The organism is Streptomyces sp. NBC_00536 (genome assembly GCF_036346295.1).
GTDB lineage: Bacteria > Actinomycetota > Actinomycetes > Streptomycetales > Streptomycetaceae > Streptomyces.
The window spans coordinates 6,818,700-6,843,953 of the sequence record NZ_CP107819.1; the positions used below are offsets into that span (position 1 = coordinate 6,818,700).

Sequence of the window (25,254 nt, forward strand, 5' to 3'; positions counted from 1 at the left end):
CTGGGGGAGCGTCGCTTTGCTGGAACTGCGCCTCGACGTCGAGGATCTGGCCCGTATTCATGTCGTCAGCACGCTCGGTGTCGCTTTCGAGACCCATTTCGCATGGGCCCGTCTCGGTGAGCAGCAACGTGACGGATTAGCGGAATGGCGTCGCACCACCCGGCACCGGATGCGGCGCACATCCACCGCGCATTCGGCGATGGAACCCTCGCTTTCCCTGCTGGAAACCCTCACTTCACCCGCTCCGCGTGACGGGGACGCCTTCCACGCCACCGCGGTCGAACCCTTCTGGGACCGGATACTGCGCGCCCTGAAGGCGGAACGCGACGCGTGCGGGCGGGCCATGCTGGCCGGCGGGATGGAGCACGTACTGAACAGCCTCCACCAGGCCATCCATTGGGCGGCGCCGGTGCTGCGCATCGCCAACTCCCAGTCGCCCCGCACGGCCGATCTCGCCGGGCGCGGAATGACCATCGTGCCCTCGCTGTTCGCCCCGCAGCCCTTCCTCATCGATGCCCACATGGGCTGGCACGGCCTGCCGATCCTGGTCTACAACATCACCCCGGACCCGGAGTCGGCGGCCGCGATGTGGCAGGGTCAGGAGGGCGAATCGGCCCTGCGCGACCTGCTGGGCCGCACCCGGGCCGACGTACTGGCCACCCTGCAGAAGGCCCGCTCCACCGGAGAGATAGCCGACCGGCTCCAGATCTCCAGCCCCTCGGCCAGCAAACACATCACGGTCCTGCGCCGGGCGGGCTTCGTGACCACCGAACGCAGACAGAACTCCTCGGTCCACACCCTCACCCCGCTGGGTGAGGCCATCCTCGGCTGACGAATCGAGCACCGCATGCCCTACCTGGTCCGCCACACGTCCCCCGCCGCGCCCACCCTGCGCCTGGTGTGCTTCCCGCACGCGGGCGGCGGCGCGAGCTTCTTCCGCGGCTGGAGCAAGCACCTGGCCCCGTCGGTCGAACTGCTGGCGGTGCAGTACCCGGGCCGGGAGAACCGCTTCACGGAACCCCTGGTCGGGGAGCTGGCCCCGCTGGCCGCCGGCGCCAGTGCCGAACTCCTCGCCGAACCCGCGCTGCCCACCGTACTGTTCGGCCACAGCATGGGCGCGATGGTCGCCTACGAGACCCTCCTGCGCCTGGAGGCGTCGGGCGCCACGCACTTCACCCGGCTCTGCGCCTCGGGCCGCGCCCTGGACGCGCCCCCGGTCGGTGCGGGCGAGGACACGGACGCCGAGCTGATCGCGGCCGTCAAGGCCCTCGGCGGCACGAACGCACAGGTCTGGGACAACCCGGAACTGAGCGAGATGCTCCTCCCGATCATCCGCAACGACTACCGCCTGATCGACGCCTACCGCCGCGCCCCCGGCATCCCGAAGCTGCGCGCGGAGGTCCTCGCCCTCTCGGGCGACGCGGACCCCCGCATCACCCCGGACCAGGCCACCCTCTGGGCGACGGCCACCACGGGCCCCTTCGCCTCCCAGGTCTTCGAGGGCGCCCACTTCTACCTGACGGCCCACGCCCCCGAGGTGGCCCGCCGCGCCGTGGCGGCCGCGCTCTAGGGGGCCCCTACCGCCCCCGGTACAGCTCCCGGGCCCGCGCGAAGTCGACGGACCCGCCCTCACGCCCGTCCAGGTGCAGGAAGTGGCGTGACTGCCACTCCTGCGCCGCACCGGCCTGCCGGTTGGCGGTGGTCACCCAGGGCGGGTACACCCGGAAGGCCCGCTTCCCGCCGCGCCCGTCCACGGAGACCACCCCGTGCCGGCGCAGGGCGTCAACGGGAAAGACGAACTGCCCGAAACCCCCCTCGTCCCGAGCACTGATCACGAACAGATCCACGGCATCGGCGGCGTCGAACGGCGCGATGGGCCCGCCGCCCGGGGCCCGCTTCCACACGGTGACGAACTGCCCCACCTTGGTCGGCGTCACCTTGGCCACCCGGAACCGCACGGCCAGCCCGTCGACCGCGAACGAGTGGGCGGCGTAGGCGGTGCTCTCCTCCTCCGGCACCGGCCGCGAACAGACGAACCCGCAGGGATCGTAGAGCAGCGCCTTCGCCGCGAGCAGATCCCCGTGCACGACGCCGCTCTCGTCCGTCCACGCCACCGGCCCGGCAGCGGCGGCCCCCTCATCCACACGACGCGTCATCATTCCCCCACCCTGCCACGCCCGCCGTCCACTTGATCACGCGCACTCTTGACAACGGGGCGTGTTCCTGACTGCAGTGTGCACTGCGCCACTCCCGTGCAAGGCCCACCCGAAGGGAAGCGATCAGCGCATGACCAAGCCCGAGAGCGCGGAACAGGACCACGGCTACGACGTCGTCATCAGCGGAGCCAGCCTCGCCGGCAGCGCCGCGGCGATCCTGCTCGCGCGGCGCGGTGTCCGCGTCGCGCTGCTGGAACGCCGCTCGGACCCGGACGCGTACAAGGTGCTGTGCACCCACTCCATCACGGCCAACGCCTACCCGGTACTGGACGAACTCGGGCTCATCCCGGCCGTGGAGAAGACGGGCGCACCGCACAACGACGCCCGCTGGCACACCCGTTGGGGATGGATCGAGCCGAAGGCGGCGCCGAGGGGGCCCGAGCTGCCGCACGCGTACAACATCCGGCGCAGCACGCTGGACCCGATGATCAGATCCCTCGCGGCGCGGACGCCCGGCGTCGATCTGCTCCTCGGTCACCAGGTGACCGGTCTGGTGCGGGAAGCCGGGCGCACCGTGGGGGTACGCGCCTCGGCGCCGCAGGGCGAGCGCGAGATCCGGGCGGGCCTGGTCGTCGGCGCCGACGGCAAGGACTCGGCCGTGGCGAAGTACGCCGGGGTTCCCACCCAGCGGCACGAGAACACGCGGTTCGGCTACCTCGCGCACTTCCGCAACCTTCCGCTGGACGGCGGGATCGGCCAGACGTGGTTCCTCGAACCCGACATGGCGTACGCGTTCCCCAACGACGACGGGGTGACCGTCCTCGCGGTGCTCCCGGACAAGAAACACCTGCCGGCCTTCCGGGAAGACCTGGAGGGCAGCTTCCTCTCGTTCATCCGCGCCCTGCCCGAGGCACCGCCGATCGACGGGGCCGAGCGCATATCCAAGATCATCGGGACGGTCGACTACCCGCTCATCAGCCGCGAACCGACCGCGCCCGGCGTCGCGCTGATCGGCGACGCCGCCCTGACCAGCGACCCCCTGTGGGGAGTCGGGTGCGGATGGGCCCTGCAGTCCGCGCAGTGGCTGGCGGAGGCGGTCGCCCCGGCCGCGACCGGCCGGGGCGACCTCGACCGCTCGCTCGCCCTCTACGCGCGCACGCACCGGCGCCGGCTGCGGGGCCACCAGTTCCTGGCCGTCGACTACGCCAAGGCCCGGCCGTTCAACCCCGGCGAGCGGCTGATGTTCTCGGCGGCGGCGCGCGACGCGTCGATGGCGCGGCACATGCACCTGTTCGCGTCCCGCCTGATCGGCCCGATGCGCTTCCTGAGCCCCGTGGCCCTGGCCAAGGCCACCGCCGTCAACATCAGACACCGCGGGACGGCCGCGTCGGCACGCCCCCGGACCCACTCGGAGCCGTGAGGGGCCCTGCCGCGCGGACGTCCGTACCGGCAGGGGCGGGATCAGCCCCCCGTGCGCTGGTGCAGGGTGGCCGCCAGGAGGTGGGAGTCGAGCAGGGAGACGTCCGCCGCCCTGTCGGCCCGTGCGTAACCGGCCAGCATCCGTTTGGTCAGGACGAGGGCTTCGGGCGCGCGCCGGACGAGGGGCCTGGTCCAGGCATCGATCACCGTGTCCAGCTGGTCGAGCGGCGCGGTCCGGTGGAGCAGACCGATCCGGTGCGCCGTGTCCGCGTCGAAGACCTCACTGGTGAGCATGAGTTCGCGGATCCTGGAGGCCCCGGCCTCGGAGACCAGCCGCCCCATCGCCCCGCCCCACGCGGGCGGGAGCCCTATGCCGACCTCCGGCATGCGGAAGCGGCTGGTGTCGGCGCCGGCGCGCAGATCGCAGAAGGAGGCGAGCGCGAGACCCGCGCCGATGACCCGCCCGTGCAGCCGGGCGATGGTGACCGCGTGGGTGTTCTCCAGGGCCTGGCACAGACGGTGTGCCTTGTCGGCGATGCGCCGCAGGCCCACACCGGACGGATCGGCGGCCAGCGCCTCCTGGTACTCGCCGCGGTCGGCGCCCAGGCAGAAGTCCGTACCCAGTGACGACAGCGTCAGGATCCGGACGTCGGGTCTCTCGTGGAGGTCGTCCAGGAGGGTGATGAGGTCGTCGAGGACCGCGGTGTCCAACGTGTCGCTCTGCCCCCAGGGGTTGAGGCGGACGTGGAGCACGGGGCCGTCCTGCTCGGTGCGCACCGCCTTGGGAGCGGTCCGGGCGCGCGCGGAGGCGGGAGCGTGGGCCGGTGCGGGGGCCGATTCGGTCATGCGAGGGCCACGTCCAGGTTCAGGATGCGCCGGAACGCCACGCGCGGCGCCATCGACGGGGGGCGTACGAGGGTGAGGCGGGGCAGGCGCCGGATCAGCTGGCGGAGCAGGGTCTGGGCCTCGACGCGGGCCAGCGGCGCGCCCAGGCAGTAGTGGATGCCACCGCTGAACGCCAGGTGGTCGGGGGTCCGTTCGGGGTCGAACCGGTCCGGGTCCTTGTGCCTGGCCGGGTCCCGGTGCGCCGCTCCGACCATGAGGTGGACCATGTCGTCGCGGCGGATCTCGATGCCGCCCAGCACGGAGTCCTGCGAGGCGATCCGGCTGATCACGTGTGTGGGAGGGTCGTAGCGGAGGGTCTCCTCCACGAACCCGGCGACCAGGTCCGGGTTGTCGGCGACCATGTCCCAGCGGTCCGGGCTCTCGACGAGCCGGAGCGTCATCGACGACAGGAGGGTCGCGGTGGTTTCCAGGGCGGCCAGCAGGACGAACAGGACCAGGAAGTAGACCGCCTCGTCGGCCTTGTCCCGGTCGGGCTCGATCGCGTCCCACGACCGGATCCACCGGGAGACGGGGTCATCGCCGGGGCGCGAGCGCCGCTCACGCACCAGGTCCGTGAAATAGGTCCGGAGTTCGGCCGTGGCCGCGTCGGACAAGGCCAGCTGGCTGGCCGAGGGCAGCAGCTCCTGGGTGAAGACCTGATCGTGCGTCAACTCGCGCAGCCTGGGCCAGTCGGCCTGTGGCAGTCCGAGCCAGTCGCCTATGGTGGCCACCGGCAGCTCCTCGCAGACGAGCGCCGAGAAGTCCGCCTCGCCGGTGCGTATTCGCTCCGTGAAGACATCGAGGAGCCGATCCGCGGTCCGGTCCACATTGCGGCCGATGCGCTCCACCGTGCCGCGGTCGAAGGTGCCCGCCGCCCGCCGCGCCTTCGTGTGGTCCGGGGAGTTGAGCGCGGCGAGCGTGTGGCTCATCTCGCGCGAGGAGGGCGCGTTCCAGCGCGTCCCCGCGTCCTGGCGCTCCCGCCATTCCCTGTCGGGCTCCAGCCATTGACGGCTGCGCAGCACCTGGTCGCAGGCGGCGAAGCCCGTCACGGCGAAGCCGCCCCAGGGGGCGGGCACGACCTCGCCCCGTGCGAGGAGTTCGGCGTAGACCGGGAACGGGTCGGCCTGCCCTCCGGCCGTCCGGAGACGGGAGAAGAGGGAGGCGGACGCCCGGCGGTCGTACGACGGAGTTGTGGCAACCCCCATATGGCGGCTCCTTTCTGAGAACCAGCCGCCATGCATACCCACATGATCGTTAATGCATCCACTACCACTGAGTACTCAGGGGGTTACCAGAATCACACTTGACTCGCCCGCCTCACGTGGCCTACTCGCCCCTGGTCCAGGCCAGGAAGCGGCTGAACAGGCCGCCCTTGGACTGCTGCGCGCCGCCCGCGCCCGTACGCGGGGCTCCGGCGCCGGAGGGCGAGGAGGCGGCGGTCCGCTGCTGGGGCGACTGGCCCGCGAGCGATCCGGCGGACCCCGCGGACCGGGCGGCTCCGGCCGCCTGGGCGGCGGCCCTCGGGGTGAAGCGGATCGGAAGGGTGACCAGCGAGCGGCTCCACGGCGTGGGCGCCCAGGTGAGCGCCTTGAACGGGACGCGCAGCTCGACGTCGAGGAGCTGGTTGAGCAGCGTCTCGACGGCGGTGACGGCGATCATGAAGGCCGGGTCCTTGGCGGGGCAGGCGTGCGGGCCCGCTCCGAAGGCCAAGTGCGCCTTCGCACTGAGGTGTTCGCGGTGCTCGGTCAGCTTCGGGTCGGTGTTGGCCGCGGCGAAGGAGATGAGGACCGGGTCGTTGGCCCGGACCACCCTGCCGCCGATCTCGACGTCGTGGGTCGGGTAGTGGGCCGCGTAGTTGGCGATCGGCGCGTAGTTCCAGAGGGTCTGGGAGACCGCGTCCTCGACCGGGAGGCCGACCTGCCAGTCCTCGCTGAGGTACAGGGCGCTGCTGGTGCCGATGGTCGCGGCCAGCGGCGCGGTGCCACCGGAGAGCAGGGTGACGAGCTGGTGCAGCACCTCCTCGTCGCTCAGCTCGGCCGAGTGCTCCATCAGACGCGTCGTCAGGTCGTCCGTCGGGCGCCGCCGCTTGAGGGCGATCAGCTCGGTGAGCGCCCCGCCGAGCACCGCGTCGGCTCCGGGTGCTCCCTCGAAGATGCCGCTGATCCCGGCGATCACGCGGTCGCCGATCTCGGGCGGGCAGCCGAACAGTTCGCTGAAGACCAGCAGGGGCAGCGGCTGGGCGTACTCGGCCATCAGCTCCGCCTGGCCGAGGACGTCCGTACTGAACTGGCTGATGAGGTAGTTGGCGGACTGCTGTGTCTGCCGGATGAGCTGGTGCTCGTTGACCGTGGCGAGGCTGTCGGTGACCGCCCGCCGCAGCCGGGCATGTGCCGCGCCGTCACTGAAGAGCGCGTTGGGGCGGTACCCCATCATGGGCAGGGCCGGGCTGTCGGCCGGGACGCGGCCTTCGCTCAGGGCGTTCCAGCGGCGGGAGTCGCGCACGAAGGAGGAGGGGTTCTGCAGGACGTACAGGGCGGCGTCGTAGCTCGTGACCAACTCGGCCTGGACGTCGGGGGCGATGTCCACGGGCGCACTGGGACCGAACTGGCGCAGCTGTGCGTAGTGGCTGTCGGGGTCGGCCCCGAAGGAGGGGCCGTACATCGGGAGGTTCCCGTGCGCGGGGCAGCCGGGGGGTATCTCCTGCGGGTCACGTGGCTGTTGCATTCCTGCGCTCCTAGCCGAGTTGGGACATGAGGTGTTTCACGAGGGTGATGAGGGCCCGCGCGGAGGAGTTCTCGTCCCGTACGTCGCACTCCACGACAGGGGTGTCGGCGGTGAGGTTCAGGGCCTCGTGCACCTCGTCGAGCGGGTAGTGCGTGGTGCCCTCGAAGTGGTTCACGGCGATGGCGTACGTCAGGCCGAAACGCTCGACGAGGTCGAGGACGGGGAAGGACTCGTGCAGCCGCTCCGGGTCGACGAGGACCAGCGCCCCCAGAGCGCCCCGGGAGAGCTCCTCCCACATCTCCTTGAAGCGCTCCTGGCCGGGCGTTCCGAAGAGGTAGAGCACCAGGGTGTCGCTCAGGGTGAGCCGGCCGAAGTCCATGGCGACGGTGGTGGTCTTCTTGTCGGGTGTGCCCGACAGGTCATCGAAGCCCACGCTGGCCTCGGTGATCTCCTCCTCGGTCCGCAGCGGCTCGATCTCGGAGAGACTGCCGATGCAGGTGGTCTTGCCGACCCCGAAATGCCCCACTATGAGGATCTTCACCGCGTGGGAGACATCTGGATCCAAGTACACGCGCTACGCTCCGAATCGATTCTTCAGGCCTTCGAGCACGGCGCTGACCAGCTCTCTGTCGACACGTTCGGCGCGCGGTATCGGTGACCTCGCCAGGATGAGGCTGTCCTCCTCCAGCTGCGCCAGCAGGATGCGGACGATGCCCAGCGGCAGGTGCGTGTGCCCGGCCACCTCGGCCACGGACAGGAAGCCGTTCGCGACCAGGTCCATGACCTGCTCCGCCTCCGGGGACAGCGTGCGCGCCGCGAGCCGCCCGCCCTCCGCCGCGGCCGCCGTCACGAGCGTCGTGTGCTCGTACTCGTGGTCGGGGGGCAGCGCTCGTCCGTTCGTGATCACGAAGAGGGGGACTAACGGCGACGTCAGTTCCAGCTCTTCGTCCTGTTCGGGCCCCTCACGCATGGCCTGTCCCCTTCCCCTGTGTCGCGGACGTGGAGGCCGTCGCCTTCGCCGTCGCGGTCATCGTGGTGGTCGCGGTGGCGCTCGCGGTCAGTCTGGGCACCACCTCGTGCAGACGCGTGGTGAACTCTTCGATGTCGCAGTCGTGTTCGGCGGCGGCCGCCAGGAAGGCATCGGGGCCGGCCGTCATCAGGAAGATCCAGCCGTGCTGGAACTCGATGACCGTCTGACGCCACTGCGCGTCCTCGGTGGCCCCCGCGAACCGGGAGGTGACCCGGCTGTAGGCGTGGATGCCCGTCATGGCCGCGGAGATCGTGTCCGCGAGGTCGCGGCTCATCCCGGTGGTCGCCCCGCGGGGGAGGCCGTCCGATCCCAGCAGTACGGCGTGACGGGCGCCCTTGACCTCGGAGATCACCCGGTCGAGCGCGTCGAGGACGAATCCCGTGTCACCGGAGCCCTGCTGCCGGGGGGCGCCCAGCCGCCGGCCGCCGGCGTCCTCGGCGCTCACCCGCGGCGGCGAGGTGAGGTTGTTGCCCAGCCGGGCGACGAGGCGGTGCATGCGGAAGGAGATCTGCTGCATGTCCACATCGGGCGCGGCCGCGGCGGCGAGGTAGGAGCCCTGCCCCGCCCCGATCAGGAAGCTCCAGCCGTGCGAGAACTCGATGATGGTCTGGTTCCACTGCCGGTCCTCCTCCGGTCCGGCGAAGTGGGCCGTCGCCCGGCTGAGCGACTGCATCCCGGCCATGGCCGCGGAGATGGTCCGCACCTCCTTCTCGGCCAGGCCTTCCGTCGCGCCGCGAGGAAGGCCGTCCGCGGACAGCAGCACCGCGTGCCGTGCATGGGGCACGTTGTGCACGATGTCCTCGAGCATCCACGACAGGTCTGCGCTCATACCTCTTCGGGCCCTTCGAACGAGGTGGCGTCAAAACTGCGACCGGAGAGCGTGCCGCGCTGGAAGGCCCCCAGACCGCGCCCGGAAGTGCGGCCCGACTCCCCGGAGGTCCGGGGCGCGGGCGGGGCGGTGTCGGCGTCGGGGCCGGAGTCGGGGACGCTCGCGATGGGCGCCTGGCGCGCGCCGCGCTTGGGCAGACCGTGCGTCGTGCGCGGCATCGCGCCCGGGGGCCTGCTCTCGGCGGTGTACCGGCTCTCGGTGGCGCGCCGGATGTCGCTGACCGGAGCCTCCTGGACGGGCGGTATCTCCTCCATGGTCCACAGCTCCTCGGGCAAGAGGACGACGGCCCTCACGCCGCCGTACCGGGAGACTCCGGTGACGTCGACCTTGAAACCGTGCTGACGCGCGATCAGGCCGATGACGGGGAAGCCGAACTTCGGCTGGGTCCCGAGCTGCGACAGACGGGGGGCGACCTCGCCGGAGAGCAGCGCGGTCGCCCGCTGCCGCTCTTCGTCGTTCATGCTCACACCGGCGTCGTCGATGACGATGCACAGGTTGCTCTGGACGCGCTGGAACGTCACTTCGATCGGCGCGTCGTGCTGCGAGAAGCTGGCGGCGTTGTCGAGCAGCTCCGCCACCGCGAGGGCGACGGGCGCGACCGCGGACGCCTTCAGGGCGAGGCTGGTCTGCTGCATGATGGCGACCCGGTGGAAGTTGCGGATCTGGCCCTGGGCGCTGCGCACCACGTCGTAGACGCTGGCGGCCCTGTTGCGGCGGCCGAGCGGCGCACCGCACATGACGGCGATGCCCTGGGCCTTGCGCGCCATCTGGGCGTTGGCGTGGTTGACGTCCAGCAGGTCGCTGAGGACGGCGTGTCCGCCGTACTTGCGCTGGATGCCGTCCAGGAGCGTCGTCTGCTCGGCCGCGAGGCTCTGCAGGAGGCTGGCGGCACCCTTGAGGACGGACTTGGTGTTCTCCTCCGCCGCTTCCTTGGCCTCGCGGAGCGTGGCGTCCTGCTGGCTCCGGAACCTCTGCAGCTCGGCGTGCGACGCGTGCAGCTGGCTGTCCGTCGCGAGGAGCTGCTGTCTCAGTTCGGCCTCGGTGTGCTGCTTCTTCGCCCCCAGTGCTCTGTTGCGGGCGACGAGTGCCACGACCGCGGCAACGGCTATCGCCGCCACTGCAACCAAGCACCACACAAGTGCGTCTCGATTCATGGAAACCTTTCCCGGCGCATGGCATGCGGACGGCTGCAGATACACCTCGCGAGGCCCCGCAACACAGCTGATGGCCACGGCTCACCTGCGGTTATGCGGTGAGCCGCGGCCAATCACACATCAGCATCTGCGTCAAAGCGGATCAAGATCACAGATGCCGGGATGCTATCACCGGATCATCTCGTCCCCGGACGCGCGATATGAGGCCCCATCCAGCCAACCCGGTTGGCCTGGCGGCGGGTTGACATGCTCATTCGACCTCTGGATCGACTATCGGCCACCCCTTCGCCACCGATCCGTTAAACAGTTCTTCACGTGACGGGTGACGATCCCTCACATCGATGTGAGGCACCGTCAACCGAAACCCGCACGCCCCTGTCCATCGATGCCGAGCGCGTGCCAGGCGTCGCCCCGCATCGGGGCAGGGGCCCCGGGGGGGGCAAGGGGCCCGGCATCACCAGCGAGCCGTCACGGCATCGCGCTTGGTATTCAGGCCGCCCAGGAGAACGGCGCCGAGAAGGCGTTCTTCCCTTCGTTTGCGAACTCAAGACCGAAGGCTTTCACCCGCGATCTCGTCGCGACCCCGGCCGCCAGGGTGTCCGCGGGGAATCCGACCCCGCTGACCTTGACGCCCTTCCCCGTCGCGTCGAGCGGGGAGACGAAGTCCTCGACTTCGATGTCGATCGCGTCGCCGATCCTCACACGGTGGCTCCGGCCGTCATCGGCGTAGTCGATCCGGGCGACCTCCAGCCCGAGCATCTCGCCGACCAGCGGGCCGAGGTCGTGCATCGGGCCGCCTCGCTGACCGGAAAAGACCGCCCCGAGCGCTTCCGCCTGCTCGGGTGAGGCGGCCTGGTCCATGATCATGCCCAGCCGCCAGTTGCCCTCGCTCATGAGCGGCGGGGCGTCGGCCACCACGGCGACCGTCAGACCGCTCACGTCGACATCGTCGACCTGGCCGGAGTCCACGTGAAAGGCGAGGAGCACCCGACAGCGGTCGTAGTCCGCCGGAGCCGTGAGGCCGGAGGTGGAGCAGGGGCACACCATGTCGCAATTGCAGTTCTCGAAATACGTCCCCTCGATGCGCCATGTCATCGGAAGCTCCCTTCCTGAGACACACCTCTGGTACCCATTCTCCGCCCCCGGCGATCTACCGGCAACGCGCCGAGGGTGCGCCACCGGGGTGGCCGCCGCCTCAGGGGGTGTCTGGTGGATCTCCGCGGCGTTGCGGAGATCCCCCGGGGGCAGCGGCCGTGTCGGCGGGTCGGTGATCTGCCGTGAGGGTCCGGCTACGATCCGTCACCGCGCGGACATGCCGCCGGGTCGCGGGGCCCCGGCATGCCGATGAAGGCGGCGGTGGCGGCGAGGGCGGCGACGGCCCCGCACGCGAGCCAGACCGTGTCGCCCATCAGGGCCCACGCGGCGACGCCCGCCGCGGGTCCGATGGCGGAGCCCACCCCGAACATGGCCTGGGAGGCGCCGAGGTACCGGCTCCGGTTCTCCGGCGCCGCGGCCAGCGCGGGGTAGGCGGTCATGGTCGGGGAGCCGATGATCTCACCGACCGACCACACCACCGTGGCGGCCACGAGCCCGGCGACGCCCCAGGGCAGCGCGTACGCGGCGAGGCCGCCGCCGACGGCGAGGATTCCGGCGATGGTGGCGATCCTGGCCGGCCACCGCTGCACCTTCCGGGTCACCACCAGCTCGCACAGGATGACGATCAGGCCGTTGACGGCGACGAGGACGCCGTAGACGAAGATGTCGAGGCCGCGCTCGCGCACCGCGAGCGGGAGCGTCGACAGGTACTGGGTGTAGACCGCGGAGAAGCCGAGGATGGCGAGCAGGAACAGGACGAAGCTCCGGTCGGCCAGCACCGCCCGGTAGCCGCCCCGGCCCGCCTGCGCCTGCGCGTCCGCCTCCGGGGCCGCCTTCGCCCCGGCCGGGCCCGCGGCCGCGGACGAGGGCCGGTCGCGCGGCAGGAGCCGGCTGCCCAGTACGGCGACGCCCAGGGCGGCGGCCGCCTCCGCCCAGAACAGCAGGGTGTACGACTGGGCGACCAGGGCGGCGCCGATGAGCGGCGCCGCGGTGGTCCCGATGTTGGTGGCGAGGCGGTACATGGCGAAGACCATGACGCGGCGCTCCTCGCTGGTGAGACGGCTGACCAGCTCCGCCGAGGCGGGCCGGTAGACCTGGCTCGCCGCGCCGGTGCCGGCCGCGAGCAGCAGCATCACCGGGTACGAAGCGGCGTACAGGAAGGCCGCCGTGAGGGCCGCGTTGGCCGTCATCGAGGTGATGATCGAGGCCCGGACGCCGATCCGCCCGACGAGCCAGCCGCCGAGGAGGATCCCCGCCACCGCGCCCGCTCCGTGCGCGGCGAGCGCGAACCCCGCCTGCACCTCGGGGTATCCGCCGCCGACCATGTAGAGCACCAGGAACACCTGGAGGAAGCCACCGAGCCGGTTCACCATGATTCCGGCGATCACCGCCTTCACCGGCAGGGGTGCCTCGCGCCAGGTGAGGACGACGCCTGCCGCCTCGGCATCGCCCGTACGGGTCGCCCCCTCCACGCTCATCGCTGGGCCGGGACCGGCTCGGCCGCTTCGAGGAGCACCGCGTCCTCGGCGGCGTCGAGCGTCGCCCGGCAGTCCTCGGCGGTGTCGGCGGAGGCCACGAGCATGGCGTACCGGCCGGTGTGCGAGGCGGGCGGGAGCTCCAGGACGTGGCCGGGCTCCGCGACCACGCGGGCGATCCCGATGCCCGCGGGCAGCCGGTCGCGGTCGATGGTGACGCGGCCGACGACGGTCTCCACCTCGGGGTAGAGGAAGCGCACGGCGGCGGCTCCGCTGCGCGCGGCGCCCTGCTCGGGGCGCTGTCCGAGCGAGAGACGGGCGGCTGCCAGGCCCGCGTCCCAGCCCGTGGCCAGCAGGCCGAGGTAGGAGATGAAGTCGCCGCCGCTGCGGGCGTTGACCTCGACCAGGGCGGGGCCGCGCGCGGTGAGGCGCCACTCCGAGTGGGTCCAGCCGCGGGTGATCCCGACGGCGGCGTGCACCGTGGTCAGGGCGCGCAGCAGCTCCGGGTCGGCCAGCAGCGGGTCGGTGGAGTCGACGGCGTGACCCACCTCCTCGAAGTTGGGCGGCGGGCTCAGTTCCTTGCGGGCGACGAAGAGCGGGGTCACCTCGCCGTCCCAGATCAGGGCGTCGACGCTGATCTCGGGGCCGTCCAGGTACTCCTCGATGAGCACGGGCCGCTCGAAGCGCTCGCGCACCTCGACCATGGTCGTCCCCCGGATGGCGGGGAAGATCGCGGCCAGCTCCTCGGGGGTGCGGGCCATGCGCGTGCCCGTGCTGCCCACGAGCGCCCGGGGCTTGACCACGACCGGGTAGCCCGTCTCCGCGGCGGCCTCGTACGCCTCGGTGAGGGTGTCCACCGGGGTGGAGCGGGCCTGCGGGCCGTCGGCCGCGGCCACCGCGAGGCGGGTCAGGTGCTTGTCGCGGCAGGTCAGTACGGCTTCCGGGCTCAGCCCCGGGAGCCCCAGGGCGCCGGCCACCTTGGCCGCCGGAAGGATGCGGGTCTCGTCCCAGCACAGGATCGCGTCCGGGGCCACGGTCCGGGCCGCCTCGGTCATGCCGTCGGCGTCCAGGGTGTCGACGCGCGTGTGCCCGGTGACGAACGGCGCCTCCCAGCCGACCTCGCGGTCGGAGAAGAGCCAGATCCGGTGGTCCCGTGCCACGGACTCCAGCAGATGACCACGGGTCTCCTGGTCCATGGGGCTGATCAGGACCAGCAGCGGGGACGAGGAGGACGGGGACGAGGAGGGTGACGCGGGGGAGAGCATGGCACGTAGACCTTTCGGCGGGGTGTATCGGCTGGTCAGTCTGCTGACCGGGAAACCCGCACGCCAGGCCAGTTGACCGGCTCGCCACCGGACCAATCCGGATCCGGCTGTAAATTCGTAACGACCGCTACAAACAGTAAATTTGGGGGGACAGCATGACGTGGCACGTCATTCTGGAGGTACGACGCGACACCCCGGAGCCACTCGGCTCCCAAATCGCCGACCAACTGCGCAGACAGGTGGAGCAGGGCCGGCTGGCGCCCCGCTCCAGGCTTCCGTCCAGCCGCCAGCTCGCCCAGGACCTGAAGGTCTCGCGCAGTGTCGTCGTCGAGGTGTACGAAAAGCTCACCGGAGAGGGCCTGCTGGAGTCGGTCCGCGGTTCCGGCACCCGGGTGGCGGCCCACGCCGACACCCGGATCAGGAAGCCCGTGGTGCTGGTCGACCGGGCGATCCCGGCGGCCCGGTTCAACCTGCTGCCGGGCACGCCCAACGCGGTGACCTTCCCGCACCGTGAATGGATGGCTTCCTACCAGCGGGCCGTGACCACCGCCCGCTACCAGGGACTCGGCTATCCGCCGCTGCTCGGCGTCGAGCAGCTGCGTACGGAGCTCGTCGCCTATCTCGGCCGGGTCCGCGGTGTGCTGGGGCACCCGGACAACACCATGGTGACGGGCGGGTTCGCACACGGGCTGGGCCTGATCTGCGCGGCCCTGAGCGAGCTGGGCATCGACAGGCTGGCGGTCGAGGACCCCAGCCACGACCGGCAGCGCCAGTTCGTCGAGGAGAACGGGATCCGGACGCTGGCCGTGCCGGTGGGGCCGGAGGGGGTGGAGATCGAGCAGCTCTACGCCAGCCGGGTGCGGGCCGTCCTGGTCACGCCCTCGCACCAGTTCCCGCTCGGCGTGCCCATGTCGCCCAAGCGCCAGCAGGAGCTGGTGCGGTGGGCGCGGGACACCAGCGGCTGGATCATCGAGGACGACTACGACGGCGGGCTGTGGCTGGAGCACCGCGGCCGCCACCTGGCGCTCCAGCCCGTCGATCCCGAGCGGGTCATCTACGCCGGCACGGCGAGCAAACTCCTCGCTCCCGGCCTGCGGATGGGCTGGCTGGTGCTGCCGCCGGCGCTGACCTCGATGATGGAGACGATCCGGGTCAGGCGCGACCTGGGCGGCGACGGCCTGATGCAGCTGGCGTTCGCGGACTTCCTGCGCAGCGGCCTCCTCGACGGGCACCTGCGCAAGATGCGCACGCGCTACCGGGCCCAGCACGGCATGCTGACGCAGGCCGTGGAGCAGTACCTGCCGGCCGCGACCCTGATCGGACCCGTCGCCGGACTGCACGTCGTCGCCGCGCTGCCGCCCAGCACCGACGAGGAGCGCCTCGTCGCCGAGGCGCTCCAGCGGTCCGTGCTGGTCAAGGGCAGCAGGGCGTACTACGACGATCCGACGACGGCCCGGCCCGGGCTGGTGCTGGGATACACGGCCCTGGGCCGCTCGGGCATCTCCGAGGCGATCCGGCGCATCGGGGAGGTGTACGCGCAGCAGTCCGACGGGACGCGGCCGACGGGCCCCGTCAGTTGAAGGGTCCCGTCGGTTGAAGGTCCCCGTCAGTTGAAGGGGGACAGCGCCGGACGGGACCGGATCCAGGGGCTGAGGGCGGTGCTCGGTCCGAAGCGGTGCTGCGGAAGCAGCGACCGGTCCTCGTCGAACAGCCTGTCCTGGTAGAAGCTCCGCAGGTAGGGGGCTCCCGAGGTGCCGCCCGAGCCCGTGGACTCCGTGGGCAGGTAGCGCAGCGCGACGCCGAAGTGGATCTTCCGCCAGGCGAACAGCTCCTGGTCGAGGCGGTGGGCCGCATCCAGCACCCGCCGCCCCGCTTCCTCCGCCGGCACCCACCGCAGCAGCTCCCGCAGCGGTTCGAAGTCCGGGTTCTGGTGCATCAGGACGTAGGCGTTCTCCGTGGCCTCGGCGAGCGCCCCGGTCTTCTCCGGGTGGACCCCGAGCAGGTGGATGTGCAGCAGCTGGGTGGGGAAGGCCTGGACGGCGCTGGCGTCGCCCGTCGCCTCCCGGAAACCCTGGAAGTGCTCCACCGGCATAGTCCTGCGCATGACAAGCAAGGCCTCGGTCTGGGCCGCGGCCAGGTCCGCCGCACGCCCCAGGCACTCGGCGGCGTACTCCCACCGCCCGCCGCGCAGCCACTCCGCGGCGGACATCACCCGGGCGAGCACCCCCCACGTGGTGGCCTCGACGAGGTGGATCACCCGCAGGAAGGTGACCTCGTCGTGCTGCGTGGTCTGGGGCAGCACGGCCAGGTGCTCCAGCACGTTGGCGGGCCCGTGCGGCGAGAGTGTGTAGTCCCGCCAGTGGCGCGGCGGTTCGGGCGCGGCCGGTCGCGGCGCGGGCGTGCGGCCGGCGGTCAGGGAGACCAGCGAACCGAGCCGTGCGATGCGCTCCGTCAGCTGCCGGTCGGAGGGCAGGGCGTCCTGCGCCCACTTCTCCGTTCCTTCGAGGGTGCGCTGTTCGTACGCCCGCCAGCTCTCGGCGGTGGTGCGGATCGTCTGCCAGCAGGCCCGCTCGACGGCCCCGTCCGGGGCGTGGCTGCTGGTGCCGAGCAGGTGGTTGAGGAGCCGTACGTTGCCGTAGGGCTGGTAGCGCTTGCCGCGCCGGTCCAGCGGTCCGCCGCCGCGCGAGGCGACCTCCTGGGGTGCCTCGCCCCCGGGGAGGGCCAGTTTCCACTCGGCCTGGAAGACGAGTTCGGCGAAGCGGAGCATCGTGTATTCGCTGCGGCTGAGCCGGTCCCGGTCGAGGGCGAGGAGGACGGCCGTGTCCTCGTACGCCTGGGCCATCCAGGCGCGTAACGCGGGGTCGAGCAGATCGCGCCCGACGGCGCGAGCGTTGCCGATGTAGTCGGTCAGGTCGAAATCGAGTACGGCGCGCAGAGTAGCGGTGGTGCGCATCGCGCAGTTCCCCCCAGATCGCTTGTGGCGCTCATGAGTTACAAGGTGCGGTGGTTCGGCGGGACCGCGGCCCCGCGGGTCACTCGGAGAGGGCCGCCGCCGGACACGGAACGCTCTCTCCGCGCGTCGGGAGCCGGTCCAGGACTTCCAGGCGGCTCTCGGTCTCGGCCGCCAGTGCCCTCGCCGTGTCCGCGAAGTGGTCTTCCAACTCGCCCTCGGTGCAGCCCGTCAGGCTCCCGTGGCCCCCTGGCGTGTGCGTCCCCCCGGTCGCACACGCCGTCCCCTCGGCCCTCGTCACCATGGGCAGTGCCAGCCAGGCCTCGCCGAGCCGGTCGTTGACGAACGAGGCCGCGGCCCGCGCGGCGGCCATGTACCGCTGCGGGTACGGGCCGACGACGTCGGTCGCGCCGACCATCAGCAGCTCGGCGACCCGCACCGGATCGAACTCGCCCTCGGCGGCCGGGACTTCGGCGGCCAGGACCTCGGCGGCCAGTACTTCGGCTGGGAGGGTCTGTAACTGTCGGGCCAGCGACGCCAGCGCCCCGACATCCGCGGGCCGGTAGAAGTGGGTGGCCTGCAGGGTGCACCCCGCGGCGGTGAACCGGGCCACGACGGCCCGCTGTCGCTCGGGGGTGCCCGTGACGCGGACGTAGACGCCGCCGACGTACTGGCGCTGCCAGCGGGCCGTGGCCGCGTACACGTCCGGATGCCCGCCCGCGTGGCCGCCCCGCCCACCCGCGTGCCCGACCGCCTCCGGCTCGCCGACGCATATCAGGATGCGCCGCTGGTGCCGGCTGGGCAGTGAGGTGCCGGTCGTCCCGGTCACAGTCTCACCTCCAGCACGTCGGGGACGGCTCCGGCGTCCTGGAGGAGATCGCTCAGCAGCCGTACGGCGCCGTCGAAGTCCTCGGCGCCCAGGCCGGGCGCGTCGTACACGGTGAAGACCAGGTGCCGGGAGTCCTTGGTGACGCTGGTCCGGCGGTCGGGACCCTGGAGGACGGAGGCGACGATCCCGGCCCCGTCCCGGACGACGGGCTCGTCCTGGGCACAGGTGACGGTGGAGCGGAAGCCGGGGAAGGTCTCGCCCTGCGCCGCCCAGTCGAAGTGCAGGTCGCCGTCGATGGCGTCGGCGTCCTGGACGCCCATCAGTACGCCGCTGGTCAGCTCGGCGTACAGCAGGGCATCGACGGCAGGCGCGATCACGGGCAGTCCTTTGCGGCGTGCCGTGGCGATCTGGCCGGGCAGCGGACAGGTCACGCCGTGGGCGTCGAACCACCGGGCATAGACCTCGGCGACCTTCGACGCGCGCTCGAAGACGTCGTCGGACCGCGACGCCGACTCCTGGCGCCGCAGTTCGAGCAGGGTGCTGAGGGCCGCGGTGTCCACCGCGGCCACGACCGCGGTGAACCGGGTCAGCTCGGCCGCTCCGGACGGCTTCTTGCCTGCGCTCAGTGCTGGGGCTTTCAAAGGGGGTTCTCCCGGTTCGCTGTGCTGGGCGCATCTCGCTTGATCATTGCAACATCCACACACGATCCCCCCAAGTCCACCGGAGACGGTGCGGCCCAGGCCAGTCCCACTATGTGGACGCACGGCACCGCACATCGACCACCGGTCGACCGCCGGACGCGGGCTCCGGTCCTCGACCGGTTGTGCGCTGTCGTGCCAACTCCTGGGCGCAGGAGGTCAACGCGGTCGGCCGGGCCGCTCCTAGCGTGAAGAAGTGCCGGGCCGCGGACGCGGCGGGCGCTTTACCGATCGCTTCGAGAGGACCCCTCATGTTCGACATCAACAAGGTGCAGGCCGCACCGAGCAAGGACCTGCTCACGCCCGACAACGCGGTCATGCTCTTCGTGGACCACCAGCCGCAGATGTTCTTCGGCACCGGGAGCGGTGATCGCGCCGCGATCATCAACAGCACCGTGGGTCTCGCCAAGGCGGCTCGGGCGTTCGACGTGCCGGCCGTCCTGACCACGGTCGCCGCCGAGTCCTTCTCCGGGCCCCTGCTGCCCCAGCTCGCCGAGGTGTTCCCCGAGCAGGAGGCCATCGACCGTACGAGCATGAACGCCTGGGAGGACGAGGCGCTCGTGGCGGCGGTCAAGGCGACCGGGCGCAAGAAGATCATCCTGTCCGGCCTGTGGACCGAGGTCTGCCTGGTGCTGCCCGCGCTGTCCGCGCTTGAGCAGGGATACGAGGTGTACGTGGTCTCCGACGCCTCCGGCGGCGTCAGCCCGGCCGCCCACGAGCACGCGATCCAGCGGATGATCGCCGCCGGCGCCGTCCCGGTCACCTGGGTCCAGGTCCTCCTGGAGCTGCAGCGCGACTGGGCGCGCCAGGAGACGTACGGCGCGGTCATGGAGATCGTCAAGGCCCACGCGGGTGCCTACGGCCTGGGCGTCGTCTACGCGCAGACCGTCATCGGCGCACACGCGGCGGGCTGACCCCCTTGGACACCGGCATTCTGATCCTGCGGCTGCTGGTGGGCCTGCTCGTCGCCGGCCACGGAGTGCAGAAGATCAGCTCCCACCTGGGTGGCAGGGGACTCGACGGCGGCACGGAGGAGTTCCGCTCCGACGGTTTCCGCGGCGGAACCCTCACCGCCCTCGCGGCGGGCGGCGGCCAGATCGGATCGGGCCTGCTGCTCGCCGCCGGCCTCCTGACCCCGCTCGCCGCGACCGGCGCCATAGGGGTCATGACGGTCGCGCTCACCGTGAAATGGCGCCACGGGCTCTGGGTGCAGAACGACGGATACGAGTACCCGCTCGTCCTCATCGGCACCGCCGCCGCCCTCGCCGCCACCGGCCCCGGCGACTGGTCCCTCGACGCGGCCCTCGGCCTCGCGCCGTACCCGCTGTGGTGGGCCGCCCTCGCGCTCGTGGCCGGTCTCGGCAGCGGACTCCTCACCCGGCTCGTCCTGCACCGGCCCTCCGCCCCGGCGATCGCCGACCGCTGAACGCTGTGCGCGAGCCGCACGGACCGGGTCCGGCCGCCCGCTTACCCTCGACCGGTCGGCCGGACCCTTCCCCTCCCCTTCCCTCTCCCGAACAGGAACACCCGATGGGCACCCTCACGACCCCGCACGGCGGCGGCCAGCCGCTGCTGCACCAGAAGGGCGCCGAGACCCAGGCGTTCGGCACGCTCAAGCAGTTGCCGATCGGGCTCGGCCACGACACCCGCATGTACGCCTGCCAGCGGCTGAACCGCGTACTCGCCGACACACAGATCCTCCACTCCCTCTACAAGAAGCACCACTGGCTCATGCGCGGGGCGACCTTCTACTCGCTCCACCTGATGCTGGACAAGCACGCGGAAGCCCAGCTGGCCATCGTGGACGCGCTGGCCGAGCGGGTGCAGAGCCTCGGCGGCGTCGCCGTCGGGGACCCGCGCCACGTCGCGGAACTGACGGCGATCCCGCGGCCGCCGGACGGCGTGGAGCCGGTGCCCGTCATGCTGTCGCGGCTCCTCGACGCGCACGAGCGGATCCTGACCGACGCGCGGGACGCCGCCGCCCGGGTCTCCGGGGAGGGCGACGAGGGCAGCGCCGACCTGCTCGTCTCCGATGTCATCCGCACCGGCGAGGCGCAGGTGTGGTTCCTGGCCGAGCACCTCGTGGACACCCCTCTGGTGCGCGGCTGACGGACACGGACGACGCCCCCGCCGCCGACGCGGCCGTCACGGCTGCCCCCGGCCCGCGCCCCCTCGTACACCCCCAGAAGGAGAACCCCTCATGACGACCCGTCCGATCCTCGAACCCGCCGCCCAGGCCTTCGCCGACGCCACCGCCCAGCCGCCGTACCTCTACCAGATCCCCGTCGCCGAAGGCCGCAAGGCCGTGGACGGCGTCCAGAGCGGCGAGGGCGTCCCCCTGCCCGAGGCCGACGAGGAGTGGATCACCGTCCAGGGCGGCCCGACCGGCGAGGTCCGCGCCCGGATCGTCCGCCCCCGCGGCGTCACCGGCCCGCTTCCCGTCATCCTCTACATCCACGGCGCGGGCTGGGTCTTCGGCAACGCCCACACCCACGACCGGCTCGTCCGCGAACTCGCCGTCGGCGCCCGGGCGGCCGTGGTGTTCCCCGAGTACGACCTCTCGCCCGAGGCGCGCTACCCCGTGGCGATCGAGCAGAACTACAGCGTCGCCCAGTGGGTCGCCCGCGAGGGACACCACAAGGACCTCGACGGCACGCGGATCGCCGTCGCGGGCGACTCGGTCGGCGGCAACATGAGCGCCGCCCTCACCCTGATGGCCAAGCAGCGCGGCGACGTCGTGCTCGTCCAGCAGGTCCTCTTCTACCCGGTCACGGACGCGAGCTTCGACACCGAGTCGTACCACCGGTTCGGCGAGGGCTACTTCCTGCGCCGCGACGCCATGAAGTGGTTCTGGGACCAGTACACGACCGACGGGGCCGAGCGGGCCCAGATCACCGCCTCCCCGCTGCGCGCCTCCGCCGAGCAGCTCAGCGGCCTGCCGCCGGCCCTGGTCATCACCGCCGAGGCCGATGTCCTGCGCGACGAGGGCGAGGCGTACGCGGCGAAGCTCCGCGCCGCCGGCGTCCCCGTCACGGCCCTGCGCGTCCAGGGCGTCATCCACGACTTCGTGATGCTGAACGCCCTGCGCGAGACGCGGGCCGCGGAACTCGCCATCGGTCTCGCCGTCGACACCCTGCGCAAGGCCTTCGCATGACCGGGCCGTCGACGAGCATGCCGGTGGCGGGCCTCGTCCCCGCCCCGCGCCGGGAGCACGGGCACGCCGACCTCCTCGTCCGCAACGCCAAGGTCTTCACCGGTGACCCCGACCGGCCCGGGGCCCGCGCGGTCGCGATCCGCGACGGCCGGGTCGCGGCCCTCGGCGACGACCACGACCTCGCCCACCTCGTCGGGCCGGGGACCAAGGTCGTCGACGCCCTCGGCCGCCGGGTGATCCCCGGCCTCAACGACTCGCACCTGCACGTCATCCGGGGCGGCCTGAACTACGTCCTGGAGCTGCGCTGGGACGGCGTACGAAGCCTGCGGCACGCCCTCGCGATGCTGCGCGAGCAGGCCGGCCGCACCCCGAAGGGGCAGTGGATCCGGGTGGTGGGCGGCTGGACCGCCGAGCAGTTCGCCGAGCGCAGGATGCCGACCGTCGCCGAGCTGAACGCCGCCGCCCCCGACACCCCGGTGTTCGTCCTGCACCTGTACCAGTCCGCGCTGATGAACCGGGCCGCCGTCAAGGCCGCCGGATTCACCCGGGAGACCCCCGACCCGCGCGGCGGGCAGATCGTACGCGGCCGGGACGGCGAGCCCAACGGCGTCCTCCTCGCCGCCCCGAGCGCCCTCATCCTGTACTCGACCCTGGCCAAGGCGCCCGCCCTGGACGAGGCCGACAAGCGGACGTCGACGCGCCACTTCCTGCGCGAGCTGAACCGCTTCGGACTGACGTCAGCGGTCGACGCCGCCGGCGGGTTCCAGAACTTCCCCGACAACTACGCCACGGTCGCCGACCTCGCCCGGTCGGGGGAGCTGACCCTCCGGATCGCCTACCACCTCTTCCCGCAGACGGCCGGTCAGGAACTCGCCGACCTGAAGCGCTGGACCGAGACGGTCAAGCCCGGCGACGGGGACGAGTGGCTCCGGCTCAACGGCGCCGGAGAGAACCTGACCTGGGCCGCCGCCGACTTCGAGAACTTCTCCGAGCCCCGGCCCGAACTCGCCGCCGGCTACGAGAGCGAATTCGAGAGCGCCGTCCGGCTCCTCCTGGAGAACGGGTGGGGCTTCCGGCTCCACGCGACCTACGACGAGACGATCCGCCGCGACCTCGCCGTCTTCGAGAAGCTCGCGGCCGAAGGGCTCTTCCCCGGCGGCAACCGCTGGCTCTTCGACCACGCGGAGACCGTCACGGCCGACAGCCTCGACCGGATCGCGGCCCTCGGCGGCGCCCTCTCCGTCCAGAACCGGATGTCCTTCCAGGGAGCCGCGTTCCTCGACCGCTACGGCGCCGAGGCCGCCGCCCACACCCCGCCGGTCCGGGCCATGCTCGACCGGGGCCTGACCGTCGCCGCGGGAACCGACGCCACCCGCGTGTCCTCGTACAACCCCTGGGTCGCGCTCCACTGGCTGGTCACCGGGCGCACCGTCGGCGGCACGGCCCTCTACCCGGCCGGGAACCTGATCGACCGGGCGACCGCCCTCGGCCTCTACACCCGGGGCGGAGCGCGGCTCACCGGCGAGCAGGACGTCAAGGGCGTGCTGCGAGAGGGGTGTTACGGCGACCTCGCGATCCTGTCGGACGACTTCCTCACCGTGCCCGAGGACGTCATCCCCGACATCGAGTCCGTCCTCACCGTCGTCGGCGGCCGCATCGTCTACGCGACCGCCGAGTACGAGGGCCTCGACGAGGCCGTGCCGCCGGTGAGCCCGGAGTGGAGCCCGGTGGCCCGCTTCGGCGGCTACCAGAGCGGCGCCCGCCAGGCATCGGCCGTCGCCGAGGCCGTCGCCGAGTCCGAGCGGCACCGCCGCTGGCGCGTCGCCCGCGGCTCCGTCCCCGACACGACGCCGTCCTTCGTCGACCCCTGCTTCGCGCACTGAAAGAGAGACCCACCCGATGTCCGCAGCAACCCCAGTCGACGACGCCGACGCCGACAGCGGCGACACCCCGGCGACCTCGCCGGACGCGCCCCCGGGGCGCCGTTTCGAACCGGACCTCCGGTCGATGACACGGATCAACCTGCGCCCCATCGCCTCACCCATGCCGCTCGGCTTCTTCACGATCGCCATCGCCTCGGTGATGACGGGCTGCCTCCAGCTCGGGCTCTTCGACGAGGCGGCCCGGCCCGCCGTCGCCTTCACCGTGCTGCCGGCCTTCGTCCTCCAACTCCTGGTGAGTGTCCTGGCCTTCGGCGCCCGTGACGTGATCGCGGCGACGCTGATGGCGGTCTTCGCCGGCAGCTGGCTGCCCTACTCGCTCATCATGCTCAGCGGCGCGGCCGACGGCCTTCGGGTTCTCGGCGTGTTCAACCTGGCGCTCCTCTGCTTCGGGGCCCTGATGACCGCCGTGACCCGGCCCAAGCGTGCGCTGTGGCTCGTCCTCGCGGTCTCCCTCCCCCGCTGGGCGGCCACCGGCCTCGGGGGCATCACCGGCGCCGCATGGCTGACGCGCACGTCCGGTGCGCTCGGCTTCGTGGTGGCGCTGGTCGCGATGTACACGGCGTTCGCCCTGATGCTGGAGGACATGCGCAGCGAGCAGGTCCTGCCCATCGGCCGCAGCGGCCCCGCCCACCTCGCCGTGGAAGGCGACCTGGCCGTCCAGCTCCGCAACATGGAACGCCAGGCGGGCGTGCGCCGCACGCTCTGACCGCAGCCACCCACCCCGCCTTCACCCTCCCGCATCCCCATCCCCATCCCCCTTCACCCACGGAGGAGTTCCCCCATGTCCCGGCACGCCCGCCCCACCGTCGTTCTGGTCCACGGCGCTTTCGCCGATGCCTCCAGCTTCTCCCGCGTCATCCCCGAACTGACCGCCGCCGGCCTGGACGTGGTGGCCCCGGCCGTGCCCAACCGCGGCCTCGTCGAGGACGCCGCGTACATCGCCTCGGTGATCCGCGCCGTCGAAGGCCCCGTGATCCTGGTCGGGCACTCCTACGGCGGCGCCGTCATCACCCTCGCCGGGACGCAGGACAACGTCCGCGCACTGGTGTACCTCGCGGGATACGCGCTGGAGGAGGGCGAGAGCCTGGGCGAGCTGCAGGGCCGCTTCCCGGACTCCGGCCTCGCCGACGCGCTCGTCTACACCCCGTTCCCGGTGGCCGGCTCCACCCAGACCGGTACCGACGTCTCGGTGGAGACCGAGAAGTTCCCCGCCCTGTTCGCCGCGGACGTCGACCCCGGCCTCGCCGCGGTGCTCGCCGTCTCCCAGCGCCCCCTGGCCGCACGTGCCTTCTCGGAGGCGGCGCCCGTCGCGGCGTGGAAGACCAAGCCCTCGTGGGGTCTGGTCGCCTCGTCCGACCGCACGATCAACCCCGATGTGGAGCGCTACGGGTACGAGCGCGCCGGCATGACCACCGTCGAGGTCGACTCCTCCCACCTGGTCATGCTCGCCCAGCCCAAGGCCGTTGCGGAGCTGATCCAGGACGCGGCCCGGTCCACCGCCCATTGACCCGATCGTTCAGGATCGAACGATTAGTCGATAATGTTCGGGCGCTGGTAGCTTCTGATCGCCCTCGAGGACCCTTCGGCG

At 71.9% G+C, this 25,254-nt stretch carries 25 protein-coding genes; 11 read left to right on the top strand and 14 right to left on the bottom strand.

All coding sequences use genetic code 11. The features are described from left to right. Nucleotides 1–16: 16 nt before the first annotated feature. Together OHS33_RS29100 and OHS33_RS29105 are read left to right on the top strand one after the other, a co-directional pair. The gene (locus OHS33_RS29100) at nt 17–832 is read left to right on the top strand and encodes a winged helix-turn-helix domain-containing protein (protein ID WP_330333373.1); all 816 of its coding nucleotides are present in this window, start codon (nt 17–19) and stop codon (nt 830–832) included. 15 nt (nt 833–847) lie between these two features. Next, nucleotides 848–1,570 (top strand): thioesterase II family protein, encoded by a 723-nt coding sequence (locus tag OHS33_RS29105; protein WP_330333374.1) that lies wholly within the window; start codon nt 848–850, stop codon nt 1,568–1,570. Nucleotides 1,571–1,577: 7 nt separating this feature from the next. Here the strand turns inward: OHS33_RS29105 and OHS33_RS29110 are convergent, their stop codons facing one another. Next, nucleotides 1,578–2,159 carry a MepB family protein gene (locus tag OHS33_RS29110; protein WP_330333375.1) on the bottom strand — a complete coding sequence of 194 codons (582 nt, stop codon included), beginning with the start codon at nt 2,157–2,159 and terminating at the stop codon, nt 1,578–1,580. A 127-nt stretch (nt 2,160–2,286) separates the two neighbouring features. Here OHS33_RS29110 and OHS33_RS29115 point away from each other — a divergent pair, with 127 nt between their 5' ends. Next, nucleotides 2,287–3,576 (top strand): NAD(P)/FAD-dependent oxidoreductase, encoded by a 1,290-nt coding sequence (locus OHS33_RS29115; RefSeq protein ID WP_330333376.1) that lies wholly within the window; start codon nt 2,287–2,289, stop codon nt 3,574–3,576. A gap of 41 nt (nt 3,577–3,617) precedes the next feature. Here the strand turns inward: OHS33_RS29115 and OHS33_RS29120 are convergent, their stop codons facing one another. The 10 genes from OHS33_RS29120 to OHS33_RS29165 all read right to left on the bottom strand — a co-directional run bounded on the left by OHS33_RS29120 (nt 3,618) and on the right by OHS33_RS29165 (nt 14,092). Then, complete coding sequence (locus tag OHS33_RS29120; RefSeq protein ID WP_330333377.1) at nt 3,618–4,421, bottom strand: enoyl-CoA hydratase/isomerase family protein; 804 nt, start codon at nt 4,419–4,421, stop codon at nt 3,618–3,620. Further along, nucleotides 4,418–5,665: a cytochrome P450 gene (locus tag OHS33_RS29125; RefSeq protein WP_330333378.1), complete on the bottom strand. Its 1,248-nt coding sequence runs from the start codon at nt 5,663–5,665 to the stop codon at nt 4,418–4,420. Before OHS33_RS29125 ends, OHS33_RS29120 begins: the two co-directional genes overlap by 4 nt. 121 nt (nt 5,666–5,786) lie before the next feature. Continuing rightward, on the bottom strand, nt 5,787–7,184 hold the full coding sequence (locus OHS33_RS29130) for a cytochrome P450 (RefSeq protein ID WP_330333379.1): 1,398 nt from the start codon (nt 7,182–7,184) through the stop codon (nt 5,787–5,789). Nucleotides 7,185–7,194: 10 nt separating this feature from the next. Further along, the gene (locus tag OHS33_RS29135) at nt 7,195–7,755 is read right to left on the bottom strand and encodes a GTP-binding protein (protein WP_330333380.1); all 561 of its coding nucleotides are present in this window, start codon (nt 7,753–7,755) and stop codon (nt 7,195–7,197) included. A 3-nt stretch (nt 7,756–7,758) separates the two neighbouring features. Continuing rightward, nucleotides 7,759–8,154, bottom strand: a complete 396-nt coding sequence (locus tag OHS33_RS29140; RefSeq protein WP_330333381.1) for a DUF742 domain-containing protein — start codon at nt 8,152–8,154, stop codon at nt 7,759–7,761. After that, entirely contained in the window at nt 8,147–9,043 is an 897-nt protein-coding gene (locus OHS33_RS29145; RefSeq protein WP_330333382.1) for a roadblock/LC7 domain-containing protein, read from the bottom strand. Before OHS33_RS29145 ends, OHS33_RS29140 begins: the two co-directional genes overlap by 8 nt. Then, complete coding sequence (locus OHS33_RS29150) at nt 9,040–10,257, bottom strand: ATP-binding protein (protein ID WP_330333383.1); 1,218 nt, start codon at nt 10,255–10,257, stop codon at nt 9,040–9,042. The genes OHS33_RS29145 and OHS33_RS29150 overlap by 4 nt, the downstream gene beginning before the upstream one ends. Before the next feature lie 489 nt (nt 10,258–10,746). After that, entirely contained in the window at nt 10,747–11,352 is a 606-nt protein-coding gene (locus tag OHS33_RS29155) for a DUF1326 domain-containing protein (protein WP_330333384.1), read from the bottom strand. 194 nt (nt 11,353–11,546) lie between these two features. Further along, nucleotides 11,547–12,830, bottom strand: a complete 1,284-nt coding sequence (locus OHS33_RS29160; RefSeq protein ID WP_330333385.1) for an MFS transporter — start codon at nt 12,828–12,830, stop codon at nt 11,547–11,549. Then, on the bottom strand, nt 12,827–14,092 hold the full coding sequence (locus OHS33_RS29165; protein WP_330333386.1) for an ATP-grasp domain-containing protein: 1,266 nt from the start codon (nt 14,090–14,092) through the stop codon (nt 12,827–12,829). The genes OHS33_RS29160 and OHS33_RS29165 overlap by 4 nt, the downstream gene beginning before the upstream one ends. A gap of 155 nt (nt 14,093–14,247) precedes the next feature. Here OHS33_RS29165 and pdxR point away from each other — a divergent pair, with 155 nt between their 5' ends. Beyond that, nucleotides 14,248–15,672 carry a MocR-like pyridoxine biosynthesis transcription factor PdxR gene (gene pdxR, locus OHS33_RS29170; protein WP_330333387.1) on the top strand — a complete coding sequence of 475 codons (1,425 nt, stop codon included), beginning with the start codon at nt 14,248–14,250 and terminating at the stop codon, nt 15,670–15,672. Between the two features lie 26 nt (nt 15,673–15,698). Here pdxR and OHS33_RS29175 read toward each other — a convergent pair whose 3' ends face one another. From OHS33_RS29175 to OHS33_RS29185, 3 genes are all read right to left on the bottom strand, one after another. Next, entirely contained in the window at nt 15,699–17,045 is a 1,347-nt protein-coding gene (locus tag OHS33_RS29175) for a hypothetical protein (protein WP_330333388.1), read from the bottom strand. 79 nt (nt 17,046–17,124) lie between these two features. After that, complete coding sequence (locus tag OHS33_RS29180) at nt 17,125–17,871, bottom strand: hypothetical protein (RefSeq protein WP_330333389.1); 747 nt, start codon at nt 17,869–17,871, stop codon at nt 17,125–17,127. After that, nucleotides 17,868–18,512, bottom strand: coding sequence for a phenylalanine--tRNA ligase beta subunit-related protein (locus OHS33_RS29185; RefSeq protein ID WP_330333390.1), 645 nt, complete (start codon nt 18,510–18,512; stop codon nt 17,868–17,870). The genes OHS33_RS29180 and OHS33_RS29185 overlap by 4 nt, the downstream gene beginning before the upstream one ends. 308 nt (nt 18,513–18,820) lie before the next feature. On the opposite strand from OHS33_RS29185, the gene OHS33_RS29190 reads away from it, so the two are divergent. The 7 genes from OHS33_RS29190 (at nt 18,821) to OHS33_RS29220 (ending at nt 25,173) form a co-directional block, all read left to right on the top strand. Then, complete coding sequence (locus OHS33_RS29190) at nt 18,821–19,483, top strand: hydrolase (protein ID WP_330333391.1); 663 nt, start codon at nt 18,821–18,823, stop codon at nt 19,481–19,483. A gap of 5 nt (nt 19,484–19,488) precedes the next feature. After that, entirely contained in the window at nt 19,489–19,995 is a 507-nt protein-coding gene (locus OHS33_RS29195; RefSeq protein WP_330333392.1) for a DoxX family protein, read from the top strand. A gap of 104 nt (nt 19,996–20,099) precedes the next feature. Continuing rightward, a complete protein-coding gene (locus OHS33_RS29200; protein WP_330333393.1) occupies nt 20,100–20,678 on the top strand; it encodes a Dps family protein in 579 nt (192 codons plus the stop codon). A gap of 91 nt (nt 20,679–20,769) precedes the next feature. Next, on the top strand, nt 20,770–21,723 hold the full coding sequence (locus OHS33_RS29205) for an alpha/beta hydrolase (protein ID WP_330333394.1): 954 nt from the start codon (nt 20,770–20,772) through the stop codon (nt 21,721–21,723). Continuing rightward, entirely contained in the window at nt 21,720–23,606 is a 1,887-nt protein-coding gene (locus tag OHS33_RS29210; protein WP_330333395.1) for an amidohydrolase, read from the top strand. Before OHS33_RS29205 ends, OHS33_RS29210 begins: the two co-directional genes overlap by 4 nt. 16 nt (nt 23,607–23,622) lie before the next feature. Continuing rightward, nucleotides 23,623–24,372: a GPR1/FUN34/YaaH family transporter gene (locus OHS33_RS29215; RefSeq protein ID WP_330333396.1), complete on the top strand. Its 750-nt coding sequence runs from the start codon at nt 23,623–23,625 to the stop codon at nt 24,370–24,372. A gap of 75 nt (nt 24,373–24,447) precedes the next feature. Then, nucleotides 24,448–25,173: an alpha/beta fold hydrolase gene (locus tag OHS33_RS29220; RefSeq protein ID WP_330333397.1), complete on the top strand. Its 726-nt coding sequence runs from the start codon at nt 24,448–24,450 to the stop codon at nt 25,171–25,173. Nucleotides 25,174–25,254: the final 81 nt, after the last annotated feature.

Bases quoted from the DNA above. Each gene is read 5' to 3' on its own strand.
- OHS33_RS29105 (WP_330333374.1), top strand. From the start codon at position 848: ATGCCCTACCTGGTCCGCCACACGTCCCCCGCCGCGCCCACCCTGCGC.
- OHS33_RS29110 (WP_330333375.1), bottom strand. From the start codon at position 2,159: ATGATGACGCGTCGTGTGGATGAGGGGGCCGCCGCTGCCGGGCCGGTG.
- OHS33_RS29115 (WP_330333376.1), top strand. From the start codon at position 2,287: ATGACCAAGCCCGAGAGCGCGGAACAGGACCACGGCTACGACGTCGTC.
- OHS33_RS29120 (WP_330333377.1), bottom strand. From the start codon at position 4,421: ATGACCGAATCGGCCCCCGCACCGGCCCACGCTCCCGCCTCCGCGCGC.
- OHS33_RS29125 (WP_330333378.1), bottom strand. From the start codon at position 5,665: ATGGGGGTTGCCACAACTCCGTCGTACGACCGCCGGGCGTCCGCCTCC.
- OHS33_RS29130 (WP_330333379.1), bottom strand. From the start codon at position 7,184: ATGCAACAGCCACGTGACCCGCAGGAGATACCCCCCGGCTGCCCCGCG.
- OHS33_RS29140 (WP_330333381.1), bottom strand. From the start codon at position 8,154: ATGCGTGAGGGGCCCGAACAGGACGAAGAGCTGGAACTGACGTCGCCG.
- OHS33_RS29145 (WP_330333382.1), bottom strand. From the start codon at position 9,043: ATGAGCGCAGACCTGTCGTGGATGCTCGAGGACATCGTGCACAACGTG.
- OHS33_RS29150 (WP_330333383.1), bottom strand. From the start codon at position 10,257: ATGAATCGAGACGCACTTGTGTGGTGCTTGGTTGCAGTGGCGGCGATA.
- OHS33_RS29155 (WP_330333384.1), bottom strand. From the start codon at position 11,352: ATGACATGGCGCATCGAGGGGACGTATTTCGAGAACTGCAATTGCGAC.
- OHS33_RS29160 (WP_330333385.1), bottom strand. From the start codon at position 12,830: ATGAGCGTGGAGGGGGCGACCCGTACGGGCGATGCCGAGGCGGCAGGC.
- OHS33_RS29165 (WP_330333386.1), bottom strand. From the start codon at position 14,092: ATGCTCTCCCCCGCGTCACCCTCCTCGTCCCCGTCCTCCTCGTCCCCG.
- pdxR (WP_330333387.1), top strand. From the start codon at position 14,248: ATGACGTGGCACGTCATTCTGGAGGTACGACGCGACACCCCGGAGCCA.
- OHS33_RS29175 (WP_330333388.1), bottom strand. From the start codon at position 17,045: ATGCGCACCACCGCTACTCTGCGCGCCGTACTCGATTTCGACCTGACC.
- OHS33_RS29190 (WP_330333391.1), top strand. From the start codon at position 18,821: ATGTTCGACATCAACAAGGTGCAGGCCGCACCGAGCAAGGACCTGCTC.
- OHS33_RS29200 (WP_330333393.1), top strand. From the start codon at position 20,100: ATGGGCACCCTCACGACCCCGCACGGCGGCGGCCAGCCGCTGCTGCAC.
- OHS33_RS29205 (WP_330333394.1), top strand. From the start codon at position 20,770: ATGACGACCCGTCCGATCCTCGAACCCGCCGCCCAGGCCTTCGCCGAC.
- OHS33_RS29210 (WP_330333395.1), top strand. From the start codon at position 21,720: ATGACCGGGCCGTCGACGAGCATGCCGGTGGCGGGCCTCGTCCCCGCC.
- OHS33_RS29215 (WP_330333396.1), top strand. From the start codon at position 23,623: ATGTCCGCAGCAACCCCAGTCGACGACGCCGACGCCGACAGCGGCGAC.
- OHS33_RS29220 (WP_330333397.1), top strand. From the start codon at position 24,448: ATGTCCCGGCACGCCCGCCCCACCGTCGTTCTGGTCCACGGCGCTTTC.